Here is a 19,906-nt window from a genome sequence, read left to right on the forward strand (position 1 = left end):
TTCACCGCGCGATCAGCACGGCGTCCGCGGCGGACCAGCCCAGCCCGACCTCGGCGCCGGCCGTCACGCGCGTCGGCCCCTGCGTCGCGACCAGCACCGGCCGTTCGTGGCCGGGCACGCGGACGGCGATGTGGGAGACGCCGCCGTAGAAGCTGACGTCGGCGACGACGCCGGACAGCACGCCCTCCGGGCCGAGCCGAACCGACTCGGGGCGGACGCCGAGCAGCGCGGGCGTCCCGGCGGTCAGGCCGCCCTGCGCGGGCAGGGTGCCGAGGCCGGACGCCGTCAGGCCCTCACCGTCTGCGACGCCCTCGAACAGGTTGTTGGCCCCGATGAACCCGGCGACGAACGGCGTGGCCGGCCGCTCGTACAGGCGCACCGGCGCGTCCACCTGCTCCACGCGTCCCGCCTGGAGCACGGCGATGCGGTCGGCGAGCGACATCGCCTCCTCCTGGTCGTGCGTGACCACGACGAAGGTGATGCCCACCTCGTGCTGCAGCCGCTTGAGTTCGAGCTGCATCTCGGCGCGGACCTTCTTGTCCAGTGCGGACAGCGGCTCGTCCAGCAGCAGCAGCCGGGGCCGCTTGACGATGGCCCTGGCCAGCGCCACCCGCTGCCGCTGGCCGCCGGAGAGCTGGTGGGGACGGCGTCCGGCCTGGTCGGTGAGGCCGACCGTCGCGAGCACCTCGGCCACGCGCGCGGAGACCTCCGCCCGGGGCACGCCCTCGCGCTCCAGCCCGTACGCGACGTTCTTGGCCACGCTCATGTGGGGGAACAGCGCGTAGGACTGGAACATCAGGTTGACCGGGCGGCGGTGGGCCGGGCGCCCGAGCAGGTCGGCGCCGTCCAGGGTGACCGCGCCGGAGTCGGGCGTCTCGAAGCCGGCGAGGATGCGCAGGAGCGTGGTCTTGCCGCACCCGCTCGGGCCGAGCAGGGCGAAGAACTCGCCCTGGCGGATGTCCAGGGTGACGTCGTCCAGCGCGACGACGTCGCCGAACCGGCGGGACACGCCCTCGATGCCCACCAGCGTCCGGGGGACGGCGGGCGCCTCGGGAACAGCACTCATCTCAGGGACTCCGTCAGTCGGGTCATCCGCTGCGCGACGATGATCACGGTGAAGCTGACCGCGAGCAGGATCGTCGCCAGCGCGTTGATCTCGGGGGTGACCCCGAAGCGGACCATCGAGTAGATCACGATGGGCAGCGTCGGCTGGGTGGGCGCGGCGGTGAAGAACGCGATCACGAACTCGTCCAGGGACAGCGTGAACGCCAGCAGCGCGCCCGCCCCGATGCCGGGGGCCAGCGCCGGGAGCGTGATGCGCGCGAAGGTGGCGAGCGGCGTCGCACCGAGGTCGCGGGAGGCCTCCTCCAGCGAGGTGTCGGCGTGGCTGAGCCGGGTGCGCACGACCGCCGCGACGAACGCCATGCCGAACACCGTGTGGGCCAGGACGATCGACCACAGGCCGAGCGTCGCCTGCACCAGGTTGTAGAACACCAGCAGGCCGATGCCGAGCACGATGTCGGGAAGCACGGCGGGCAGCAGGCCGAGCGCGTCCAGCAGCCGCGACCGCGTGTAGCGGGCCATGCCCACGGCGAGCAGCGTGCCGAGGATCGTGGACAGCACGGTCGTGCCGACGGCCACGATGAGGGTGTTGATCAGCCCCTCGCGGACCGTCTCGTCCCCGGCGAGGGTGGCGTACCACTTCAGGCTCGCGCCCTCGAAGACGTACGGCGACTTGCCGGAGTTGAACGACATCACGACCAGCACGACGATGGGCGTGTACAGGAAGACGTACGTGACCCAGAACGGCACGTAGATCAGCCGGTTCCTACCCACGGCGGCCCTCCGTCCCCCCGTAGACGCGCGACACCCAGGCCTGCAGGAACAGCAGGACGATGAGCACGGCGATCATCGCGAGCGCGAGTGTGGACCCGAAAGGATAGTCGCGGGCCTTGAGGAACTGGTCCCTGATGAGGTTGCCCACCATGATGGACCGCCCGCCGCCGAGGATCTCCGGGATCACGAAGTTGCCGAGCGAGGGGACGAAGACGAAGATGCAGCCGGTCAGGACGCCCGGCATGGTGAGGGGCAGCGTGACCGACAGGAAGGTGCGGGCGGGCCGCGCGCCGAGGTTGGCCGACGCCTCGGCGAGCTGCGGGTCCAGCCGCTCGATGGCGGCGAACAGCGGGAGGATCATCAGCGGCAGGTAGGAGTACAGAAGGCCGGTGACGATCGTGCCCTGGTTGTAGAGCAGCTCCAGCGGCTTGTCGATGATCCCGATGCCGGTGAGCGTCTCGTTCACCAGGCCCGGCCCGCTCAGCATGATCACCCAGGCGTAGACGCGGATGAGGAAGTTGGTCCAGAACGGAAGGACGACGGCGACCAGCGCGACCGTCTTCCATTTGCGGGGCAGCCGGGCGATGGCGTACGCGGTCGGATAGCCGAGGAGCAGCGCGACCAAGGTGGTCACCGCGGCGATCTTGATGGACTCGAGGACGATGTGAAGGTACAGCGGGTCGAACAGGCGGGTGAAGTTCTCGCCCGTCGCCTCGTAGATCACCCCGCCGAACCGCCCCCTGCGGAAGACGGTGTAGCTGAGGACGAGGGCCAGCGGCACCAGCAGCAGGACGATGAGGTATCCGAGCCCTGGTCCGAGGAAGGCCAGGCGCGCGCCCGCCGTCCCGAGGGCCCGTGACCGGCGCGAGGACCGGCGCGGCGGCCCACCGGCCGTGGGGCCGGTCACCGCGCCGGGTGGTGCGAGGTCGTGCTTGGCAGTCAAGGCAGCAGCCGTCTCAGTAACGTCTGGCCGTCACTACTGGTTGGCCGCGATCTCTTGGGCCAGGCGGGTGTACTTCGTCGAGGCCTCGCCGAGGTCGACGATCGACTCGCCCTGCAGCAGCTCGGCGGGGTTCATCTGGAGCGGGGTGTTCTTGGCGACCAGGTCGGCGTCGTTCTTGAAGACGAGGTCCATGGCGGCCTTGTTGGGCACCTTGTACAGGATGTTCTCGGCCACCCAGCTGTGCACCGACGGGTCCAGGATGAAGTTGATGAAGGCGTGCGCGGCCTCCTTGTTCTTGGACGTCTTCATGATGACCATGGTGTCCGACCAGAGGTCGCTGCCCTCCTTCGGCACCACGAACTTGATCTTCGGGTTGGTGGTCGGGCACCAGCCGTCCCACGCCTCCACCATCGCGGCCTCGCCCTTGTCCAGCTTGTCGCCGAACGTCGTGTCGTCGTAGGCGAGCAGCGTCTTCTTGGCCTTCAGGAGCAGGTCCTTGGCCTGGGCGAGCTGCTGGTCGTCGGTGGTGTTGATGGAGTAGCCGAGCTGCTTGAGCGCCGGCAGGGCCAGCCACCGCTCGGTGGTCATCATGGTGACCTTGCCGCGCAGGTCGGCGGGCGGGTCGAGGATGTCGTTCCAGCTCGTCGGCGGCGTCTTCACCATGTCCGTGCGGTAGCAGATGCCGGTGGTGCCCCAGGTGTAGGGGACCGCGAACTTGTTGCCCTTGTCGAAGGACAGCTGGGAGGCCTCGGGGTAGAGGTTGGCGAGGTTCGGGATCAGCTCGGGGTGGAGCGGCTCCAGCAGTCCCTGCTCGTAGAGCGCCTGAGCGTACTGGCCAGAGACGAAGGCGACGTCGATGCCGCTGTCGCCGCCCGCCGTGAGCTTGGCCATGGCCATCTCGTTGGTGTCGTGGATGGCGACCTTGACGTCGAAGCCGAGCTTGGGGTTCTGCTTGACCCGCTGGGGGAGGTCCTTCGGGCTGTAGCCCTCCCAGATCGTGATGTTCAGGGACTGCTTGGTGAGATCCGCGTTGGGGTCGAGCTGGTCGGCCGCCGCGCTGGGGGCCGCTCCGTCCGCGCTCGTCTTGCTGCTACCACCACATGCCGCGAGCGCGAGTGCAAGACCGGCGGCGAGTGCCGCGGCCGGAAGACGACGGCTGTACCGGATTCGGGACACGGCCGCTACTCCTTAGGGTTCTGGACGTTCCGTGGTACGGGGGAAGACCGCAGTGCCTGACCTTCGCACGGCAGACCAAACCAGGAGTGTTGCAGTACATATCAACATGAGCAAGACTTTTCCGGACATTGTTAGCTCGTAGTTTGGTTGCCGAGTTGAATCCGAGTTCAACAGACGCCGACGGCCTCGCGTACGCGCGATGGCCGCCCATGGCGGGGGACGGTGCGACCGCACGGCTCGTCGCGGCTCTCGCCCGCGGCGGGCGCCCCCCGGAGGGGCACGTCGTCCAGAACTTCCATCCGTTGCCGCACATCAATATCACGGCCCCCGAGCGGGGTCTCGACGTGGACCAGACCAACCGCTCGGTCATCGTGGACGAGCGGGTCGTCGTCAAGTGGCTCACCCCGCCCCTGCCGCTCCCCCAGCCCGCCCCCGAGGTCTACGCCCACCTGGCCGCCGTCGGCTTCACCGAGACCGCCCAGCCGTACGCGGCCCTGGTCGCGTGCCCGGCGGACGGGCCCGAGACGCTGGTCGCCCTCATGACCGCCTACCTGCCGGAGGCCCGGGACGGCTGGGAGTGGTGCGTGGACGAGGCCGAGGCCGGGCGCACCGCCTTCGCCGCCGACCTCGGACGGCTCGCCGCCGACCTGCACGCCGCCATGGCCACCCCCTCCGCGGCCGTCCCCTCCCCCGTCCGGCACGCCGTCCCGGGACCACTGTGGGACGACCGCGCCCGCGCGGCCCTGGACGAGGCCCTGGAGCTGACAGATGGCCCCGACGGCGCCTGGCTCGCCGCGCGGGCGGACGTCCTGCGCGACGGGGTCGCGGCGCTCGGCCGGGCGGGCGGCACCCCGCTGATCCGCATCCACGGAGACCTGCACGTCGGCCAGACCCTGCGCTGGCGCGACGGGTACGCCGTCATCGACTTCGACGGCAACCCGACGGTCACCGGCGCCGACCCGTACCAGCCCGCCGCCCGCGACCTGGCGCAACTGCGCACGAGCCTGGACCACGTCGCCCAGGTGACCGTCAAGCACCGGCGGGCCGGCCTCCCGCGCATGCTGACCTGGGCCCGCGAGGCGCGCGCGCTGCTCCTGTCGGCCTACCGCGACCGCCTGACCGCGCACGACATGTCCTGGCTGCTCGCGGAGGAACTGCTCGACCCGTTCGAGATCGAGCAGGAGTGCCGCGAGCTGATCTACGCCGCCCGCCACCTTCCCCGCTGGCGCTACGCCCCCATGGGCGTGCTGCGCGCCCGGATCCCCGCCGAGGAGGACCAGTGAACCCCGAGCTGTATCTCGCCGACCTGGAGGCCAAGCCCGCGTCGCTGGAGGGGCTGGCAGAGGCGCTGGAGGGCCTCGACCCGTTCGAGGACCTGCCCGCGGGCATCCGCAGGGTGGCGTTCCTCGGCATGGGCAGCTCCCGGTACGCGGCGGGCGTCGCGGCGCTGCGGCTGCGCGCCGCCGGGGTCGACGCCGTCGCGGAGTACGCCTCCGCCCGGCTGGGGTACCCGCCGGCGGAGGACACGCTGGTGGTGGCGATCTCCGCCACGGGCGGCAGCCGGGAGACCCTCGACGCATTGTCGCGATACCAGGACAAATCACCCACGCTCGTGCTCACCAACACGCCCGGCTCCCCGGTCACCGAGGGCGCGGGCACGGTCGCGGGCATGGTCGTGGGCACGGTCGTGGAGATGCGCGCCGGCGAGGAGCGCGGCGGGGTGTCGTGCCGCACCTTCCAGCACACGCTGGCGCTGCTGCTCGCCCTGGAGGCCCGGCTCACCGGCGTCAAGGCGGACGTCCCCGGGCTGCTACGGCGGGCCGCGGACGCCACGGCCGACCTGCTGGACCGCAGGGGGACCTGGCTCGCCGACGCGCTGGCCCTGCTCGACGGGCCGCACGGCGTCTACACGATCGCCCCGGCCGCACGGCTCTCGTCCGCCGAGCAGTCGGCGCTGATGGTGCGCGAGGGGCCGCGCCGGCCCGCGGACGCGTGCGAGACCGGCGACTGGGCGCACGTCGACGTGTACCTCACCAAGACCCTCGACTACCGGGCCATCCTGTTCCCCGGCTCGCCCTACGACGAGCAGGCGATGGACTGGGTGCGGCGGCGCGGCTCGACGGTACTGGCCGTCGGCCCGGCTCCCGAGGGCGCGCACGCCGTCAGGTACGCGGGCGACGACGACCCCGACGTGGCGCTGCTCACCGAGACGCTGGTGGCCGAGCTGGTCTCGGCGTCGTGGTGGGCGGCGGGCTGAGCCCGCGCGCGTGGTCCGGTACGGCGTTCGCCGTGCCGGACCCCTTTCCCGGTTCGCGCGGCCTGGCGTGCGGCCTCAGCTCGTGCGGCCGTACACCGACCTGAGGGTGAGCACGTACTCCACCAGCGTGATGAGGGTGGACTTCACCGCTTCCCGGGACCGGGCGTCGGTGCGCACGATGGGGATGTGCGGGGCGAGCGTGAGCGCCTCGCGGACCTCCTGCTCGGCGTGCGGGTAGTGCCCGTCCCAGCCGTTGATGCCGACGACGAACGGGAGCTGGGCCTCCTCGAAGTAGTCGATCGCCGGGAAGCAGTCCGCCAGCCGCCGCGTGTCCACCAGCACGACCGCGCCGATCGCACCCCGCACCAGGTCGTCCCACATGAACCAGAACCGGTGCTGACCGGGCGTGCCGAACAGGTACAGGATCAGATCCTGGTCCAGCGAGAGCCGGCCGAAGTCCATCGCGACCGTGGTCGTCGTCTTGTTCGGCGTCAGACCCAGGTCGTCGATGCCGGCGCTGGCGTCGGTCATGACCGCCTCGGTGGTCAGCGGGAGGATCTCCGACACCGCCCCGACGAAGGTGGTCTTGCCGACGCCGAAGCCGCCCGCGACGACGATCTTCGTCGACGTGAGCGCCCCGCCGCGGCTAGAGCCTGCGAAGTCCACTGAGAACCCTTTCGAGCAGGTTGTGGTCTGGTTGTCCCTGGTTAAGCCGCGGCAGATGCAGGCGAACCAGACCTTCGTCGGCCATGTCGGCGATCAGCACCCGGGCCACGCCGAGCGGGACCCGCAGCAGTGCGGAGATCTCCGCGACCGAACGGACGGAGTGACACATCATGATGATCGCCTCCTGCTCTGGCGTGAGCAGGGACAAATCATCACTCATTATCGGGGCCGAGGAGACCAGAGTCTCCATGGCGAGGTGGTAGCTCGGCTCGGCTCGGCCCCCGGTGACGGCGTACGGACGGAAGAGAGGCTCGTCCTCGGCCCCGTCACCCCCGAGCATCACCGGATCCTGGACGTCTGAAGCTCGGCGCGCAGGGCCGGCGTGAGCACCTGGCCCGCGCGCTCGACGAGCAACGTCATCTGGTACGCCACCAGCCCCATGTCGCACTCGGGGGACGCCAGCACCGCGAGGCAGGAGCCGTCGCTGATGGCCATGACCAGCAGGATGCCGTGCTGCATCTCGACCACCGTCTGGGTCACGCCACCGCCATCGAAGACGCGGGACGCGCCCACGGTGAGGCTCAGCAGGCCCGCCGCGACCGCGGCGAGCTGGTCGGCCCGGTCCGGCGGGAAGCCCGCCGAGTTGGCCAGCTTGAGCCCGTCGGCCGAGACCACGACCGCGTGAGCCACGCCCGGTGTCCCGCTGACGAACTCCGTGATCAGCCAGTCGAACCTGCGTGCCTCGTGACTCAGCTCAATCACGAACCCTCCTTCTCACTACGGCCACGATCGGCGCCGGGCCGATCGGTCTCGCGGTCGCGTATGTCCGCCCGGCCGCGCTGGATGCCCTGCTGGAAACGGGACATCCGGGCGCGGACGACATCGGCGGAGACGTCCGGGCGCGGCGGGACCGGTGCCGCCTGGCCCTGGGGCTGCTGCGACGGCGTCCCTCCCACCGAGCCCGGCACGAGATTGGCCTTCGGCTTCCGCTTCGGCAGCCCGGACGAGGTGATCCCGCCGAGGGCGGGGTCGTTCACCGCGTCGGCGGCCTGCCAGCCGGTGTCGGCCTCGGAACCCCATGTCCCGCCGCCCGCGGCCTGCCGCGGCGCGGGCTCGGGCGTCCGGGGCCCGTCCGCCGGCTGCGACGACGCGGATCCCTCCGCTTCCTGCGCCCGGGAGGCGGCGATCTCCTGGGTGTCGGGCCGGCGGAACCACGCCGACTCGACCGACGCGAAGATCGGCAAGTATTCGTCCCCTCGTTCCAGCGGCGACTCCGGGACGCCGGGCGCCCTGCCGCCCGCGTCCCCTGGCTCGGTGCCCGCCCATCGTCCGGCCGGGCGCGACGGATCCGGCGCGCCCCTGACCGGCCCGGTGGACGGCTCGGGAAGATCGCGAAGCGCGGACATGGACGGGTCCGTCGAGGGCCCCACGGGCCCGAAGGGAGGCCCGGCCGGCGGGGGCGGCGCCTCGAACACCCCGCGCGGCCGTACGGGGGAGGTCCCCGGACCGAGCGGTTCCAGCGGTCCGCCCGCGGGGCCGGTCGGGGCCGCGCCCGGACCTGTGCCCGAACCTGTGCCTGGACCTGTGCCCGGGCCCGCGGGGCCGGGGCGGACCGGCAGGGGGCCCGTGGGCGCGGGGTCGCCGAACCGGCCGAAACGGCCGCCCGGCGCGCCGCCCGTCCCCGGGCCGAACGCTCCCTGCGCCGGGGTGCCCTTGAACGCCACGGGCGATCCGGCGCCGTTGAACGCAGACGACGATCCTGCGCCGTTCGCCGCCGGCGCGGAGGCGCCGTCGTTGTAGCCCGGGGCCCCGGCGAACGGGCCGGTCTCCTGGGCGTCGCCGCCCTGGGGCGTCACCGGCGAGCGCCCGGCGACCATCGAGATGAGCTGCGGCGGGAAGAGCACCATGGCGATCAGCCCGGCCGCGTCGCCCCTGCGCAGCTGCACCCGGATTCCGTGGCGCAGCGCCAGCCGGCCGACCACGAACAGGCCCATGCGGCGCGACACCGACACGTCGACCACGGGCGGGTCGGCCAGCCTGCGGTTGGTGTCGGCGATCTCGTCCGGCGTCATGCCGATGCCGGAGTCGCTGACCGCCAGCAGGGCGCCGCCGCCCTCGATCAAGCTGCTCGACACGACGACGCGCGTGTTGCCCGGGGAGAACGCCAGAGCGTTCTCGACCAGTTCGGCGACCAGGTGCACGACGTCGTTGGCCGCGTGCCCGGAGACGGCCGCGCCGCGGTGGACCTTGACGTTCACCCGCTCGTAGTCCTCGACCTCCGACAGCGAGGCGCGCACGACGTCCACCAGCTTGGCGGGCCGGCTGCGCTTGCGGGCGGCCTCGTGCCCGGCGAGGACCAGCAGGTTCTCACTGTTGCGGCGCATGCGCGTGGCGAGGTGGTCGAGCTTGAACAGGTCCGCCAGCCGGCCGCCGTCCTGCTCGCCGCGCTCCAGGCCGTCGATGAGGGAGATCTGCCGCTCGACCAGCGTCTGGATGCGCCGGGAGAGGTTGACGAACATGGCGTTGACGTTGCCGCGCAGCTGCGACTCCTCGGCCGCGAGCCGCAGGGCCTGGCGGTGGACCTCGTCGAACGCGGTGGCGACCTCACCGATCTCGTCGTGCGTGCCGATGAGGATCGGCTGGATGTCGGGCGTCTCGGTGGCGTCGCCGGACTCGCGCATGCGGCGCACCACGGCGGGCAGGCGGAAACCGGCGATCTCCAGTGCCTCGGAGCGCAGCTTGCGCAGCGGCCTGACCAGCGAGCGGGCGATCAGCACGGTGGTGGCGAGGACGAGCAGGACCAGCGCGAGGATGAGCACCACGGCGATGATCGCGTTGCGCCGTTCGCCCGACTCCAGCACCGACGCGCGGGCGGCGAGCGACTCGGCGACCCGCGACTCGACCTGCCTGAGCAGGTCGATGTTCTTGGTGCTGTCGTCGAACCACTGCTTGACGGCCAGCGCGCGCCCATTGCCGTCCTTGATGGGCAGGTTGCGGCTGGCCAGGGCGATGGCCCACGACTTGGTGAGCTCGGCCCGGATGACCTGGGTGCCGCGCACGACCTGCGCGAGGTAGCGGCCGTTGTCCGCGCCGGCCTCGCCGGTGAAGGTGTTCATCGCGCTCTTCTGGCGCGACCGGGCGGCGATGAAGTCCTCGAGGGTGTCGGGGGTGAAGCGCTCGCCGCGCAGCAGGGTGCCGATGAGGGCGCCGCGCTGCTGGGACGCCTCCTCCTTGGCGTGCGCGAGGGCGCTGAGGCCGCGCGCGTCGCCGACCAGCTCGGGGTCCTCGGCGGTCTGGGTGACCTCGTCGTGCAGGCGCAGGATCGAGGCGATCACGTCGGTGTACTTGGCGGGCTGGCCGCCGGCGCGGACCACGGGCAGGCTGTCCAGGCGGTTCTCCACCTGCCTGGTCGCCTCGACGGCGCGCACGCCGTAGCCGGCGTCGACCTGCGTGAGGTCCTGCCGGACCCGGGTGATCGCGACGTCGACGGCGCGGCGCTGCTCTTCCAGCGCGGCCTTCTGCTGACGGTTCACCTGCACCCAGGTGGCCGTATCGCGTTCCAATCCCATTTCCATGGCGAGGTCGCGCAGACGCGAAGCGATCTCGGCCTCGGCGGCGATCCGCTGGTACGCGGCGACGCTGTCGATGGACGTCACGACACGCAGGGTCGCCAGCAGGACGCCGACGACCGTGGGCACGAGGATGAGAGCCGTCAGGCGGGCGGGCACGCGCCAGTTCCGCAGCGACAGCCTGGACACGCCACTCCGGCCGTGGTGGCCTCCGGAACGTCCCTGTCCGCCCGAGCGCTTGTGGCGCTTGAGGCGAGGGTCGCCCGCCGTTCCGGGCTGGAGTGTGGACTTGATCCCGGTTCTCGTCGTGCTCACCGCGCCACCCCCCACGATCTTCCATGCATGGATGACGGCATGGCTGATAATTGCGTAAGCGGGGACAATTCGACCACAAGGTCACCAATGCCGTGGCCAGAACCCATCACACCGCACGTAATTGTTATGAACCTTGCCTAAATGACCTTGAAACCCCCGACCAGGCCGCGCGCGTCAGCGCAGTGCCGCGAGGACCTGGTCGCGAACCTGCGCACGCTGCGCGGCGTCGGTAATCGGCCGCCCCGACCGGTCGACCACGTAGAAGACGTCGACAGCCTCCGCGCCGAGAGTCTCCACGCGCGCGGCGCGCACGTCAAGGTTGCATTCGCCGAAGGCACGGCCGATACGCCACAGCAGCCCCGGACGATCATGCGCGCGGACCTCGACCACCGTGGCCGTCTGCGAGGCGTCGTCCACCAGATTGACCCGTGGAGGAGCCACCGGAACCCGGGCCGGCCGCATTGACCTGGTACGACGCGCGAGCCGCTGTTCGATGTCCAGCCGCCCGGCCAGCACCAGGCGGAGATCGGCCTCCAGCGTCGCGGGGTCCGGCGGGGTGCCGTACTCGGGCACCACCGAAAATTCGATGACGGCCGTCGAGGACGCCGAGGCCGCCGAAGCGGCCCGCACGACCATGCGGTGCGCCGCCAGCACGCCCGCCGCCCGCCACAGCAGGCCCGGCCGGTCCGGCGCCACGACGGTCACCGCTCCCCCGTGCACGCGGACCGCGCCGCCACCGTGCCGGGCGAGCGAGGCCTGGCGCGGCGAGAGCGTCGGCGCGGGCGTGGGCGGCGTGCCCGACAGCACCGAACGCACCCGGCGGACCAGCTCCGACACCAGCGACGCCTTCCACGCGTTCCACGCGGCGGGCCCGGTGGCGTTGCCGTCCGCCACCGCGAGGGCGGCCAGCAGCTCAAGCACCTCGCGCGAGCCGACCGCCTCGGCGACCCGGGAGATCGTCACCGGGTCGTCCAGGTCGCGCCGGGTGGCGGTCTCCGGGAGCAGCAGGTGGTGGCGCACGACGGTGGCGAGCGTCTCGACGTCGGCGGGCGGCAGGCCCATGCGGGCGCCGATGTCCCGGGCGACGATCTCGCCGGTCGTCGAGTGGTCGCCCGGCCAGCCCTTGCCGATGTCGTGCAGCAGGGCGGAGATGAGCAGGAGGTCGGGCCGCGACACCTCGCGGGTGAACGACGCCGCGCCCGTCGCCGCCTCGATCAGGTGGCGGTCGACGGTGAAGCGGTGGACGGGGTTGCGCTGCGGGCGGTGCCGCACCCGCTCCCAGTCGGGGATGAGGCGGACGATGACGCCCGCCTGGTCGAGCTCCTCCCACACCGGGACGGCCGCGCGCCCGGCGCCGAGCAGCGCCACCAGCGCGTCACGGGCCTCGTCCGGCCAGGGCACCGGCAGGGCGGGCGACTGCGAGGCGAGCAGCGACACCGTCGCGGGCGCGATCGGCAGGCCTGCCTCGGCGGCGGCCGCCGCGGCCCTGAGCACGAGAATCGGGTCGTTCTTGGGGCTCACGCCGCGGGCGAGGACGACCTCGCCGCCGTGCTCGACCACGCCGTCGGCCAGCGGGCGGCGGCCGCGAGGGGCCGGGCCCGAGAGCAGGCGGTCGACCGTGCGCCAGGTGGAGTCGAAGGCGTGGCTGATCGTACGGCCGGCCTCGGCCAGGCGGCGCATCAGCGCCTCTGCGTCCAGCAGGCCGAGCGCGCCGGCCACGGCGTCCTGCTCCTGGAGGACCAGCCGGTCGGCGCCGCGTGCGGTGACGAGGTGGAGGCCGTGCCGGACGTCCAGCAGGAACTCGTAGGCCTCGCGGACGCGGGGGCCGGGGGCGGAGGCGACCCAGGCGGCGGCGACGGCCTGCATCGCCTGGACGTCGCGCAGACCACCACGGGAGTCCTTGACGTCGGGTTCGAGAAGGAAGGCCAGCTCACCGGAGGACTCGGCCCGCTTGTCCGCGGCCTCGCGCAACTCGGCGAGCCGCCGCTTGGAGTCGGAGCGCCATTCGGCGAGCACCGCCTCGCGGGCGGCGCGGGTGAGCTCGGGATCGCCGGTGACGTGCCGGGCCTGGATCAGGCCGAGCACCGCCTTCAGATCCTCGCGGGCGACCTTGGTGACCTCGTCCACCGTGCGCACCGAGTGGTCAAGGCCGAGCCCGGAGTCCCAGATGGGGTACCAGATGCGGTCGGCGATGCGGGCGACGTCCTCCTGGCCGTTGTGCAGGAGGACCAGGTCGAGGTCGCTGCCTGGGGCGAGTTCACCTCGCCCCAGGCTCCCTACCGCGACCAGGGCCACGCCGGTCCCCGCGTAGGGTGCGCCGGTGCCGCCCGGCGGGGCGCCGGGCCCCGGCGGTGGCGCACCGGCGCGTTCATCTGCGGAGGAGTACCCGCTCCTGGCCCCCCCGAGCCCGTTCCGGCCTTCCCGTCCGTACGACGTGGGACACGCCGTACGGAAGAGGTCGGCCAGCCAGCGGTCGATGTCGGCGGCGCGTTCCTTACGTGCCGCCGCATATGAGCGAGCGTCGCCTCTCATCATCCGGTTAGAGGGCCTCCGGTCCGCGTTCTCCCGTGCGGACCCGGACCACCGTGTCCACGGGGACGGACCAGACCTTGCCGTCACCGATCTTGCCGGTCTGGGCCGCCTTGACGATGACGTCGATGACGTCCTCGGCGTCATCCTCCTCGGCGAGGACCTCCACGCGCACCTTGGGCACCAGGTCGACCTGGTACTCGGCGCCACGGTAGACCTCGGTGTGGCCGCGCTGCCGGCCGTACCCGCTGGCCTCGCTGACCGTCATTCCCTTGATGCCGAACTGCTCCAGCGCCGCTTTGACGTCGTCGAGCTTGAAGGGCTTGATCACCGCCGTGATGAGCCTCATGCGTCTACCTTCTTCGCCACTGATGGGACAGGACCGTTCACGGAGGCGGAGACGCCCGAGGCGTGAACGGAGCCGAGGTCGTAGCCGGTCTCGGCGTGGGTGGTGATGTCGATGCCGGTGACCTCGTCCTCTTCGGTGACCCGGAAGCCCATCGTCTTGTCGATGATCTTGCCGATGATCCACGCGAGGACGAACGAATAGACGCCGACCACCACCGGCCCGAGGATCTGGCGTCCGAGCTGGGTCAGGCCCCCACCGTAGAACAGGCCCTCGGCCTGCGGGTCGAGGAACGGGTACGCGGCGAAGAACCCGAGCGAGATCGCGCCGATCGCGCCGCCGACCAGGTGGACGCCGACCACGTCGAGGGAGTCGTCGAAGCCGAGCCTGTACTTCAGGCCGACGGCGTAGGCGCAGACGGCACCGGCGATGGCGCCGATGACGATCGCCGCCCACGGGTCGACGAAACCACAGGCCGGGGTGATGGCGACCAGACCCGCGACCGCGCCGGAGGCGACGCCGAGGGTGGTGGAGTGCCCGTCACGGATCTTCTCGACGAGGATCCAGGCGCCGGCCGCGACCGCGGTGGCGATCTGGGTGTTCATGAACGCGAGGCCCGCGGTGCCGTCGACGGCGAGCTCCGAGCCGGCGTTGAACCCGAACCAGCCGAACCACAGGAGGCCCACGCCGAGCAGCACGAGCGTCAGGTTGTGCGGCCGCATCGGGTCCTTGCGCCAGCCGCTGCGCTTGCCGAGCACCAAGGCCAGTGCCAGGCCCGCCGCACCGGCGTTGACGTGGACGACCGTGCCGCCCGCGAAGTCCTCGATGCCGAGCTGGCTGAGCCAGCCGCCGCCCCAGACCCAGTGGGCGACGGGGAAGTAGACGATGGTCGCCCAGATGACCGAGAAGACCACCCAGGCGCCGAACTTGGCGCGGTCGGCGATGGCGCCGCTGATCAGGGCCACGGTGATGATGGCGAAGGTCAGCTGGAAGGCGGAGAACACCAGGCTCGGCATTCCGGTGCCGTCGTCCTTGGTGGCGGTGTCGACGAGGCTCTGCAGGCCGATCTCCTTGAGCCCGCCGATGAACTTGTTCAGCGTCTCGTTGCCGTTGGTACCGAAGGCGAAGGCATGCCCGTAGATGGTCCAGGCGATGGTCACGGTGATGATGCTGACGAATGACATCATCATCATGTTCAGGACGCTCTTGGCCCTGGTCATGCCTCCGTAGAAGAACGCGAGGCCCGGAGTCATCAGCAGCACCAATGCGGTGGCCGCGAGCATCCAGGCTGTAGTGCCGCTATCGATCTTCATTCGATGCGACCCTCCTTACAAATGGCGTGTGGCCGATTTCTCCCGCAGTGGGCGCTCCAGGGCTTCATTGACCGGCTGCGCACTGACGTTGGCCGAAAGCGTGTTCTTCCGCCGTTTCAGGTCTCGACCAGGCGTGTTTCACGTACGTGAAACTCGCGGACATGAGGTTTCGGCCAGGTTTCGGAGGGTGGGACGATCAATATCGGCATGTCCCAAACTGCACGCCGCTCAGCAGCGTGCAGGACCGCGGGGCCGGCGCCCTGGCGCCACCACCTGCGGGCATGCGGCGGCCACCCCGAAGGGCCGACCAGCCGAAAATGGCGAATAGGGGCCGAAAATCACACGCAACCCGTGTCGGCCCCAGGCGCTACGCCGCCGTCTGCGCCAGCTTCCTGAGCCGGGCCAGAGCGTCACGCTCGATGCGGCGTGCCCGGTCACGGCCGATGCCGTACTTCTCACCGACCTCGGTGAGGGTGTGCTCCCGCCCGTCGACCAGGCCGTAACGCCACCGCAACATCTCGCGGGTCTGGCCCTCCAGGCCGAGCAGCCAGTCCTCCAGGCGCTCGCGCTCCAGCGTGTCCATCGCCTGCTGCTCGGGGTTCGCCCAGGTGTCGTCGGCGATCATGTCGCCGAGCTCGGTCTCGTCCTCGTCGCCGACGCCGAGCTGCAGCGACACCGGGTCGGAGGCCCAGCGGCGCAGCTCGCGGACCCGCTCGATGGGCAGATCGAGGACGGCGGCGAGGTCGGAGTCGGTCGGCTCGGCGTCGAGCTCGGCCATCATGTCGCGGCGGACCCGCATCAGGCGGGTCATCTGCTCCCCCGCGTGGGTCGGCAGGCGCACGGGCCTCGCCTGCTCGTGGATCGCGCGGCCCACGGACTGGCGGATCCACCAGGTGGCGTAGGTGGAGAACTTGTAGCCCCTGCGGTAGTCGAACTTCTCGACGGCCCTGACCAGGCCGAGGTTGCCCTCCTGCACCAGGTCGATGAGCGGCATCCCCCGCCCGGAGTACTTGCGCGCGACGGCGACGACCAGCCGCAGGTTCGCCTGGATGAACTCGTCCTTGGCGCGACGCCCCGACACCGCGACCCGCTCGAGTTCCTCGTCCGTGGCGTCCGACGCCTTGGGTTCGGGCAGCCCGCTGTCCAGGAGCTGCTCGGCGAACAGGCCCGCCTCGATGCGCTTGGCGAGCTCGACCTCCTGCTCCGCGCTGAGAAGCGGCACACGCCCGATCTCGGCCAGGTAGGTGCCGAGAAGATCCCTGTCGGCGACCTGCTGTTCCTGCGTCCGATTCCCCGTCGGCATCGCCATTACGCTGGCACCTCGTCTCGCCACGCCCGCCGTATGTGCGGATCGGAGGGCGCCCCGCGGCAGCGCGACGTCCTCTCCCCCTCTTCTGCCTCGACCAACGAACAGTCCACGGCAAAGATTCCCTAAAGGGATACGACCGGAGAATGGTTTTAGACGTCATCCTCAGGGATGAGACCGGGCGCGAGAACATCCGCGAAAAGGCAGTTGAAAGCGCGAAATCGCCTTTGACGTGAAGCCGCGGAAGATCAGCCGCGGATGGCCGAGATGGCGTCCGCGAGCAGCGTGCCGACGTCGCCGAGCACGTGGCCGCCCTCCACGACCACCCGCCTGCCGCCGGACACCACCGAGTGGACGTCGGCGGCCGTGGCCCCGAACACCACGCGCTCCAGCGCCGACTCGGCGCCCACCCCGGCGGTGCGCACCGAGTCCAGGCGCACGGACACCAGGTCCGCCCAGGCGCCGGGCACGATGAAGCCCGCGTCGGGGTGGCCGAGGGACGCCTGCCCGACCATGGTGGCCGTCTGGAGCAACTCATCGGCCGTCCAGTGCCCGCGCTGCCCCGTGACCAGGCGCTCGTCCAGCTCGACGGCCCGCGCCTCCTCCAGCAGGTCGATCACCGCGTTGCTGTCGGTGCCGACGGTGACCGGCGAGCCCGCGTCGCGCAGCCGGCGCGCCGGGCCGATGCCGTCGGCGAGGTCCCGCTCGGTGGTCGGGCACAGGCAGACGTGGGTGGACGACCCGCCGAGCAGGGCCACGTCCACGTCGGTCAGGTGGGTGGCGTGGACGGCGGTCGTGCGCGGCCCGAGCACCCCGTGCTCGTACAGGACCTGCACGGGGGTCGCGCAGTAGGTGCTCACGCAGTGCTCGTTCTCGGTGCGCCGCTCGGACACCTGCGTGTGCAGCGGCGCCGCCCTGCGGTGGCCGAAGTCCGCCACCACGGGCATCTGCTCGGGCGGGCACGCGCGCACCGAGTGAACGGCGGCGCCGATCACGACGTCCTCCGTCTTGAGGTACTCCCCCGCCAGGTCGTCGACGCGCTCGGCCCAGCGGTGGGCGTCGCCGTCGCCGAAGCGGAGCTGTGTGCCGTCCAGGGGCGCGCCGATGCCGGCGGTGACGTAGCAGGCGTCCAGCAGCGTGATGCGGATGCCGGCGTCCCTGGCGCCCTCGATGAGCGCGTGGCCCATGGCGTTGGGGTCGTCGTAGTGCTTTCCGCCCTCGCCGTGGTGCAGGTAGTGGAACTCGCCGACGCCGGTGATCCCCGCCAGGGCCATCTCGGCGAAGGTCGCGCGGGCGAGGGCGAGGTAGGAGTCGGGGTCCAGGGAGGCGGCGACGGCGTACATGCGCTCGCGCCAGTCCCGGAAGCTCACCGCGCCGGCCTCGGCCCGGCCGCGCAGGGCGCGGTGGAAGACATGCGAGTGGGCGTTGGCGAGGCCGGGCAACGTGAGCCCCGCCAGCCGGATCGCACCCTTGGGCGCCACGGCGACTCCGGGCACGACATCGGCGAACCGGCTGCCCACGACCCGGACGACCACGCCCTCGACGGCCTCCCCGGGGTGCAGCCAGGCCAGCTCGCACCAGTAGGTGACGTCGGACACTCCCTCAATCTCTCAGGGGAAAGGTCAAGGTAACCCCTGCTGGAGGAATGGATTCGTCCGGATCGGCGCGTCGCCGCCGGCCGTGCGGGCCGCCGTGCCGTCAGGCGGTCGACCGCGCGGCCGGGCGGACCACGATCTCGGTGAAATGCGCGTCCCGCGACGCCGTCACCGCCGTGACCACCGCGCGGGCCACCGACGCGGCGTCCAGGTACTTCTCGGGCTCGTAGGCGCCGCCCTCCTGCTCGCGCACGCTGCGCTGCAGGGCGGTGTCCACCCGGCCGGGGAAGACGCTGGTGACCCGCACGCCGTCGCCCTCCTCCTCCTGGCGCAGGGCGTCGGCGAAGGCCCGCAGCGCGAACTTCGTCGCCGCGTACGCCGCCCAGCCCGGGTTCACCCGCAGGCCCGATCCCGAGTTGATGAGCACGACCTGCCCCCGGGAGGCGCGCAGCGCGGGCAGCAGCAGGCGGGTGAGGTTCGCCACCGCGATGACGTTCACCTCGAACGACTCCCGCCACTGCTGCGCGGGCACGTCGGCCACCCGGCCGAGGTGGGCGATGCCCGCGCTGTGGACCAGCACGTCCAGCCGGTCGATGCCGGCCACCGCCTCGGCGACCGCGCGCTCGTCGGTCAGCTCGACCGCCCACGGGCGGGCGCCGAGCTCGTCGCAGATCGCGTGCAGGGTGGTGCTCTCGCGCCCGCCGAGGATCAGCCCGTGCGTGGGGGCCAGCTCGCGGGCGACGGCCGCGCCCACGCCTCGCGACCCTCCGGTGATCAAGGCGATGGGTCGCGCGTCCATGCACGCCAGCCTAGTGGGCGCGCACCGGCAGGATCATCGGCGCGCCCCGCCGCATCGACGAAACCGTGATCCTCGCCGGTCTTCAGTTGCGCGCGCGACTGGAATGGCTGGACCAGGCCATCAAAAGGCAGAAAAGGATGATTTGCCGTGATTTAAGTATTCGACCTCCACCTGGAGGAGGTCACGACAATCAGACTCCCCCATGAGAGAAAAGCAGTCGTGACGCCGGGCGGGCGCGTACGGCCGGGTCGCGTCAGGGCTCCAGGAACACGCCCATCTCGTCGGCCATCCGGTCGTGCTCGTCCAGCCGGGCCTGGGTGCGCAGCGGCGCCGCCTCGGCCATCGCCTCCAGCAGGAGCATCGCGACGGCCAGCGGCGCCGCGTGCGAGTCGCACACCGCCCGCCTGCGCACCGGCGCGGGCAGCACGACGTCCGCCGGGAAGGGCACGTCCATGCGGTCGGCGATCACCGCCGTGCGGAAGCCCAGCTTGGCGGCGTACTGCAGCGCGTGCACGACTTCGGCGGGATAGCGGGGCAGGACGACGGCCAGCAGCCACTCCGACCCGGCACGGCGCGCGGCGTGCAGGCCGTCGGTCAGCTCCGAACCGCCGTGCACCAGCGGCCGCACGTCCGGGTGGATGCGCCGCGCGTAGTACCCGAACGTCGCGACGAGCCCCGACGACACGCGCAGGCCGAGCACGGGCAGCGGCTCGCACGCCGCCAGGGCCCTGCCCAGCTCCTCGATGCGGTACGAGAGGCCGTCCGCCGGCACGCCCGCGCCGCCGTGACCCGAGGCCAGCCGGTCGCGCACGGCCGTCAGGTCGCGGATCTCGTTGTCGATCATCTCGCGCAGGAACCGGGCGCCGCCGGCGTCGGCGTCCCGGGGGACGTGGCCGTTCTCGGGCGGCCCGTCACCGGTCACCACGAGAGGACGCAGCGCGTGGCGGAACTCGGGGTACCCGGCGAAGCCCAGCGCCATCGCGAAACGGGTCACCGACGGCTGGCTCACCCCCGCCCGCTCGGCCAGCTCGACGCTCGACAGGAAGACCGCGTCAGGCAGATGCTCGCTCAGGTAATGCGCGATGCGCCGTTGAACCGGGGACAGCCGCCTCCCCCGCACCAGCCGTTCGAGCCCTTCCGCCACGTCCACCTCCAGCCCCGGGGCGCCAGCCCCGTGAACAGACCCCCGTGCCCGGCCCCCGCGTTCGCACGCATCCGCGAGCGACAACGCACCGAGCCGCCATCCTCATCCGTGC

General features: G+C 71.7%; 17 protein-coding genes. 2 read left to right on the forward strand and 15 right to left on the reverse strand.

Translation table 11 applies throughout. The annotated features are described in order from the left end of the window. Position 1 precedes the first annotated feature (1 nt). From AB0H21_RS13115 to AB0H21_RS13130, 4 genes are read right to left on the reverse strand one after another with little or no spacing between them, the layout of a single operon-like run. Positions 2 to 1,066, reverse strand: coding sequence for an ABC transporter ATP-binding protein (locus AB0H21_RS13115; protein WP_358515564.1), 1,065 nt, complete (start codon positions 1,064 to 1,066; stop codon positions 2 to 4). Continuing rightward, positions 1,063 to 1,836 carry an ABC transporter permease gene (locus tag AB0H21_RS13120; protein WP_358515567.1) on the reverse strand — a complete coding sequence of 258 codons (774 nt, stop codon included), beginning with the start codon at positions 1,834 to 1,836 and terminating at the stop codon, positions 1,063 to 1,065. The genes AB0H21_RS13115 and AB0H21_RS13120 overlap by 4 nt, the downstream gene beginning before the upstream one ends. Further along, on the reverse strand, positions 1,829 to 2,779 hold the full coding sequence (locus AB0H21_RS13125) for an ABC transporter permease (protein WP_358515570.1): 951 nt from the start codon (positions 2,777 to 2,779) through the stop codon (positions 1,829 to 1,831). The genes AB0H21_RS13120 and AB0H21_RS13125 overlap by 8 nt, the downstream gene beginning before the upstream one ends. A 33-nt stretch (positions 2,780 to 2,812) precedes the next feature. Further along, on the reverse strand, positions 2,813 to 3,955 hold the full coding sequence (locus tag AB0H21_RS13130; protein WP_358515573.1) for a spermidine/putrescine ABC transporter substrate-binding protein: 1,143 nt from the start codon (positions 3,953 to 3,955) through the stop codon (positions 2,813 to 2,815). Between the two features lie 209 nt (positions 3,956 to 4,164). Here AB0H21_RS13130 and AB0H21_RS13135 point away from each other — a divergent pair, with 209 nt between their 5' ends. Together AB0H21_RS13135 and AB0H21_RS13140 are read left to right on the forward strand one after the other, a co-directional pair. Continuing rightward, a complete protein-coding gene (locus AB0H21_RS13135) occupies positions 4,165 to 5,238 on the forward strand; it encodes a hypothetical protein (RefSeq protein ID WP_358515576.1) in 1,074 nt (357 codons plus the stop codon). After that, positions 5,235 to 6,212 carry an iron dicitrate transport regulator FecR gene (locus tag AB0H21_RS13140; RefSeq protein WP_358515579.1) on the forward strand — a complete coding sequence of 326 codons (978 nt, stop codon included), beginning with the start codon at positions 5,235 to 5,237 and terminating at the stop codon, positions 6,210 to 6,212. Before AB0H21_RS13135 ends, AB0H21_RS13140 begins: the two co-directional genes overlap by 4 nt. Positions 6,213 to 6,287: 75 nt before the next feature. Here the strand turns inward: AB0H21_RS13140 and AB0H21_RS13145 are convergent, their stop codons facing one another. The 11 genes from AB0H21_RS13145 to AB0H21_RS13195 all read right to left on the reverse strand — a co-directional run bounded on the left by AB0H21_RS13145 (position 6,288) and on the right by AB0H21_RS13195 (position 19,794). Further along, positions 6,288 to 6,878 carry an ATP/GTP-binding protein gene (locus AB0H21_RS13145; protein WP_358515581.1) on the reverse strand — a complete coding sequence of 197 codons (591 nt, stop codon included), beginning with the start codon at positions 6,876 to 6,878 and terminating at the stop codon, positions 6,288 to 6,290. Next, entirely contained in the window at positions 6,859 to 7,218 is a 360-nt protein-coding gene (locus tag AB0H21_RS13150; protein WP_114028927.1) for a DUF742 domain-containing protein, read from the reverse strand. Before AB0H21_RS13150 ends, AB0H21_RS13145 begins: the two co-directional genes overlap by 20 nt. Further along, positions 7,218 to 7,631 carry a roadblock/LC7 domain-containing protein gene (locus tag AB0H21_RS13155; RefSeq protein ID WP_358516541.1) on the reverse strand — a complete coding sequence of 138 codons (414 nt, stop codon included), beginning with the start codon at positions 7,629 to 7,631 and terminating at the stop codon, positions 7,218 to 7,220. The genes AB0H21_RS13150 and AB0H21_RS13155 overlap by 1 nt, the downstream gene beginning before the upstream one ends. A 5-nt stretch (positions 7,632 to 7,636) precedes the next feature. Beyond that, on the reverse strand, positions 7,637 to 10,762 hold the full coding sequence (locus tag AB0H21_RS13160; protein WP_358515584.1) for a nitrate- and nitrite sensing domain-containing protein: 3,126 nt from the start codon (positions 10,760 to 10,762) through the stop codon (positions 7,637 to 7,639). Between the two features lie 174 nt (positions 10,763 to 10,936). Continuing rightward, positions 10,937 to 13,294, reverse strand: coding sequence for a [protein-PII] uridylyltransferase (locus AB0H21_RS13165; protein ID WP_358515586.1), 2,358 nt, complete (start codon positions 13,292 to 13,294; stop codon positions 10,937 to 10,939). Positions 13,295 to 13,301: 7 nt separating this feature from the next. Beyond that, on the reverse strand, positions 13,302 to 13,640 hold the full coding sequence (locus AB0H21_RS13170) for a P-II family nitrogen regulator (protein ID WP_358515589.1): 339 nt from the start codon (positions 13,638 to 13,640) through the stop codon (positions 13,302 to 13,304). Further along, complete coding sequence (locus AB0H21_RS13175; RefSeq protein WP_358515590.1) at positions 13,637 to 14,950, reverse strand: ammonium transporter; 1,314 nt, start codon at positions 14,948 to 14,950, stop codon at positions 13,637 to 13,639. Before AB0H21_RS13175 ends, AB0H21_RS13170 begins: the two co-directional genes overlap by 4 nt. Positions 14,951 to 15,317: 367 nt before the next feature. Beyond that, positions 15,318 to 16,259 carry a sigma-70 family RNA polymerase sigma factor gene (locus AB0H21_RS13180; protein WP_358515593.1) on the reverse strand — a complete coding sequence of 314 codons (942 nt, stop codon included), beginning with the start codon at positions 16,257 to 16,259 and terminating at the stop codon, positions 15,318 to 15,320. 245 nt (positions 16,260 to 16,504) lie between these two features. Next, entirely contained in the window at positions 16,505 to 17,854 is a 1,350-nt protein-coding gene (locus AB0H21_RS13185; RefSeq protein ID WP_358515596.1) for a formimidoylglutamate deiminase, read from the reverse strand. A 100-nt stretch (positions 17,855 to 17,954) separates the two neighbouring features. Next, a complete protein-coding gene (locus tag AB0H21_RS13190; protein WP_358515599.1) occupies positions 17,955 to 18,650 on the reverse strand; it encodes an SDR family oxidoreductase in 696 nt (231 codons plus the stop codon). Positions 18,651 to 18,903: 253 nt separating this feature from the next. Continuing rightward, positions 18,904 to 19,794 (reverse strand): MurR/RpiR family transcriptional regulator, encoded by an 891-nt coding sequence (locus AB0H21_RS13195; protein ID WP_358515602.1) that lies wholly within the window; start codon positions 19,792 to 19,794, stop codon positions 18,904 to 18,906. Positions 19,795 to 19,906: the final 112 nt, after the last annotated feature.

The sequence above is a fragment of the Sphaerisporangium sp. NPDC051011 genome, from assembly GCF_040653595.1.
In the GTDB taxonomy this organism is placed as follows: Bacteria; Actinomycetota; Actinomycetes; order Streptosporangiales; family Streptosporangiaceae; genus Sphaerisporangium.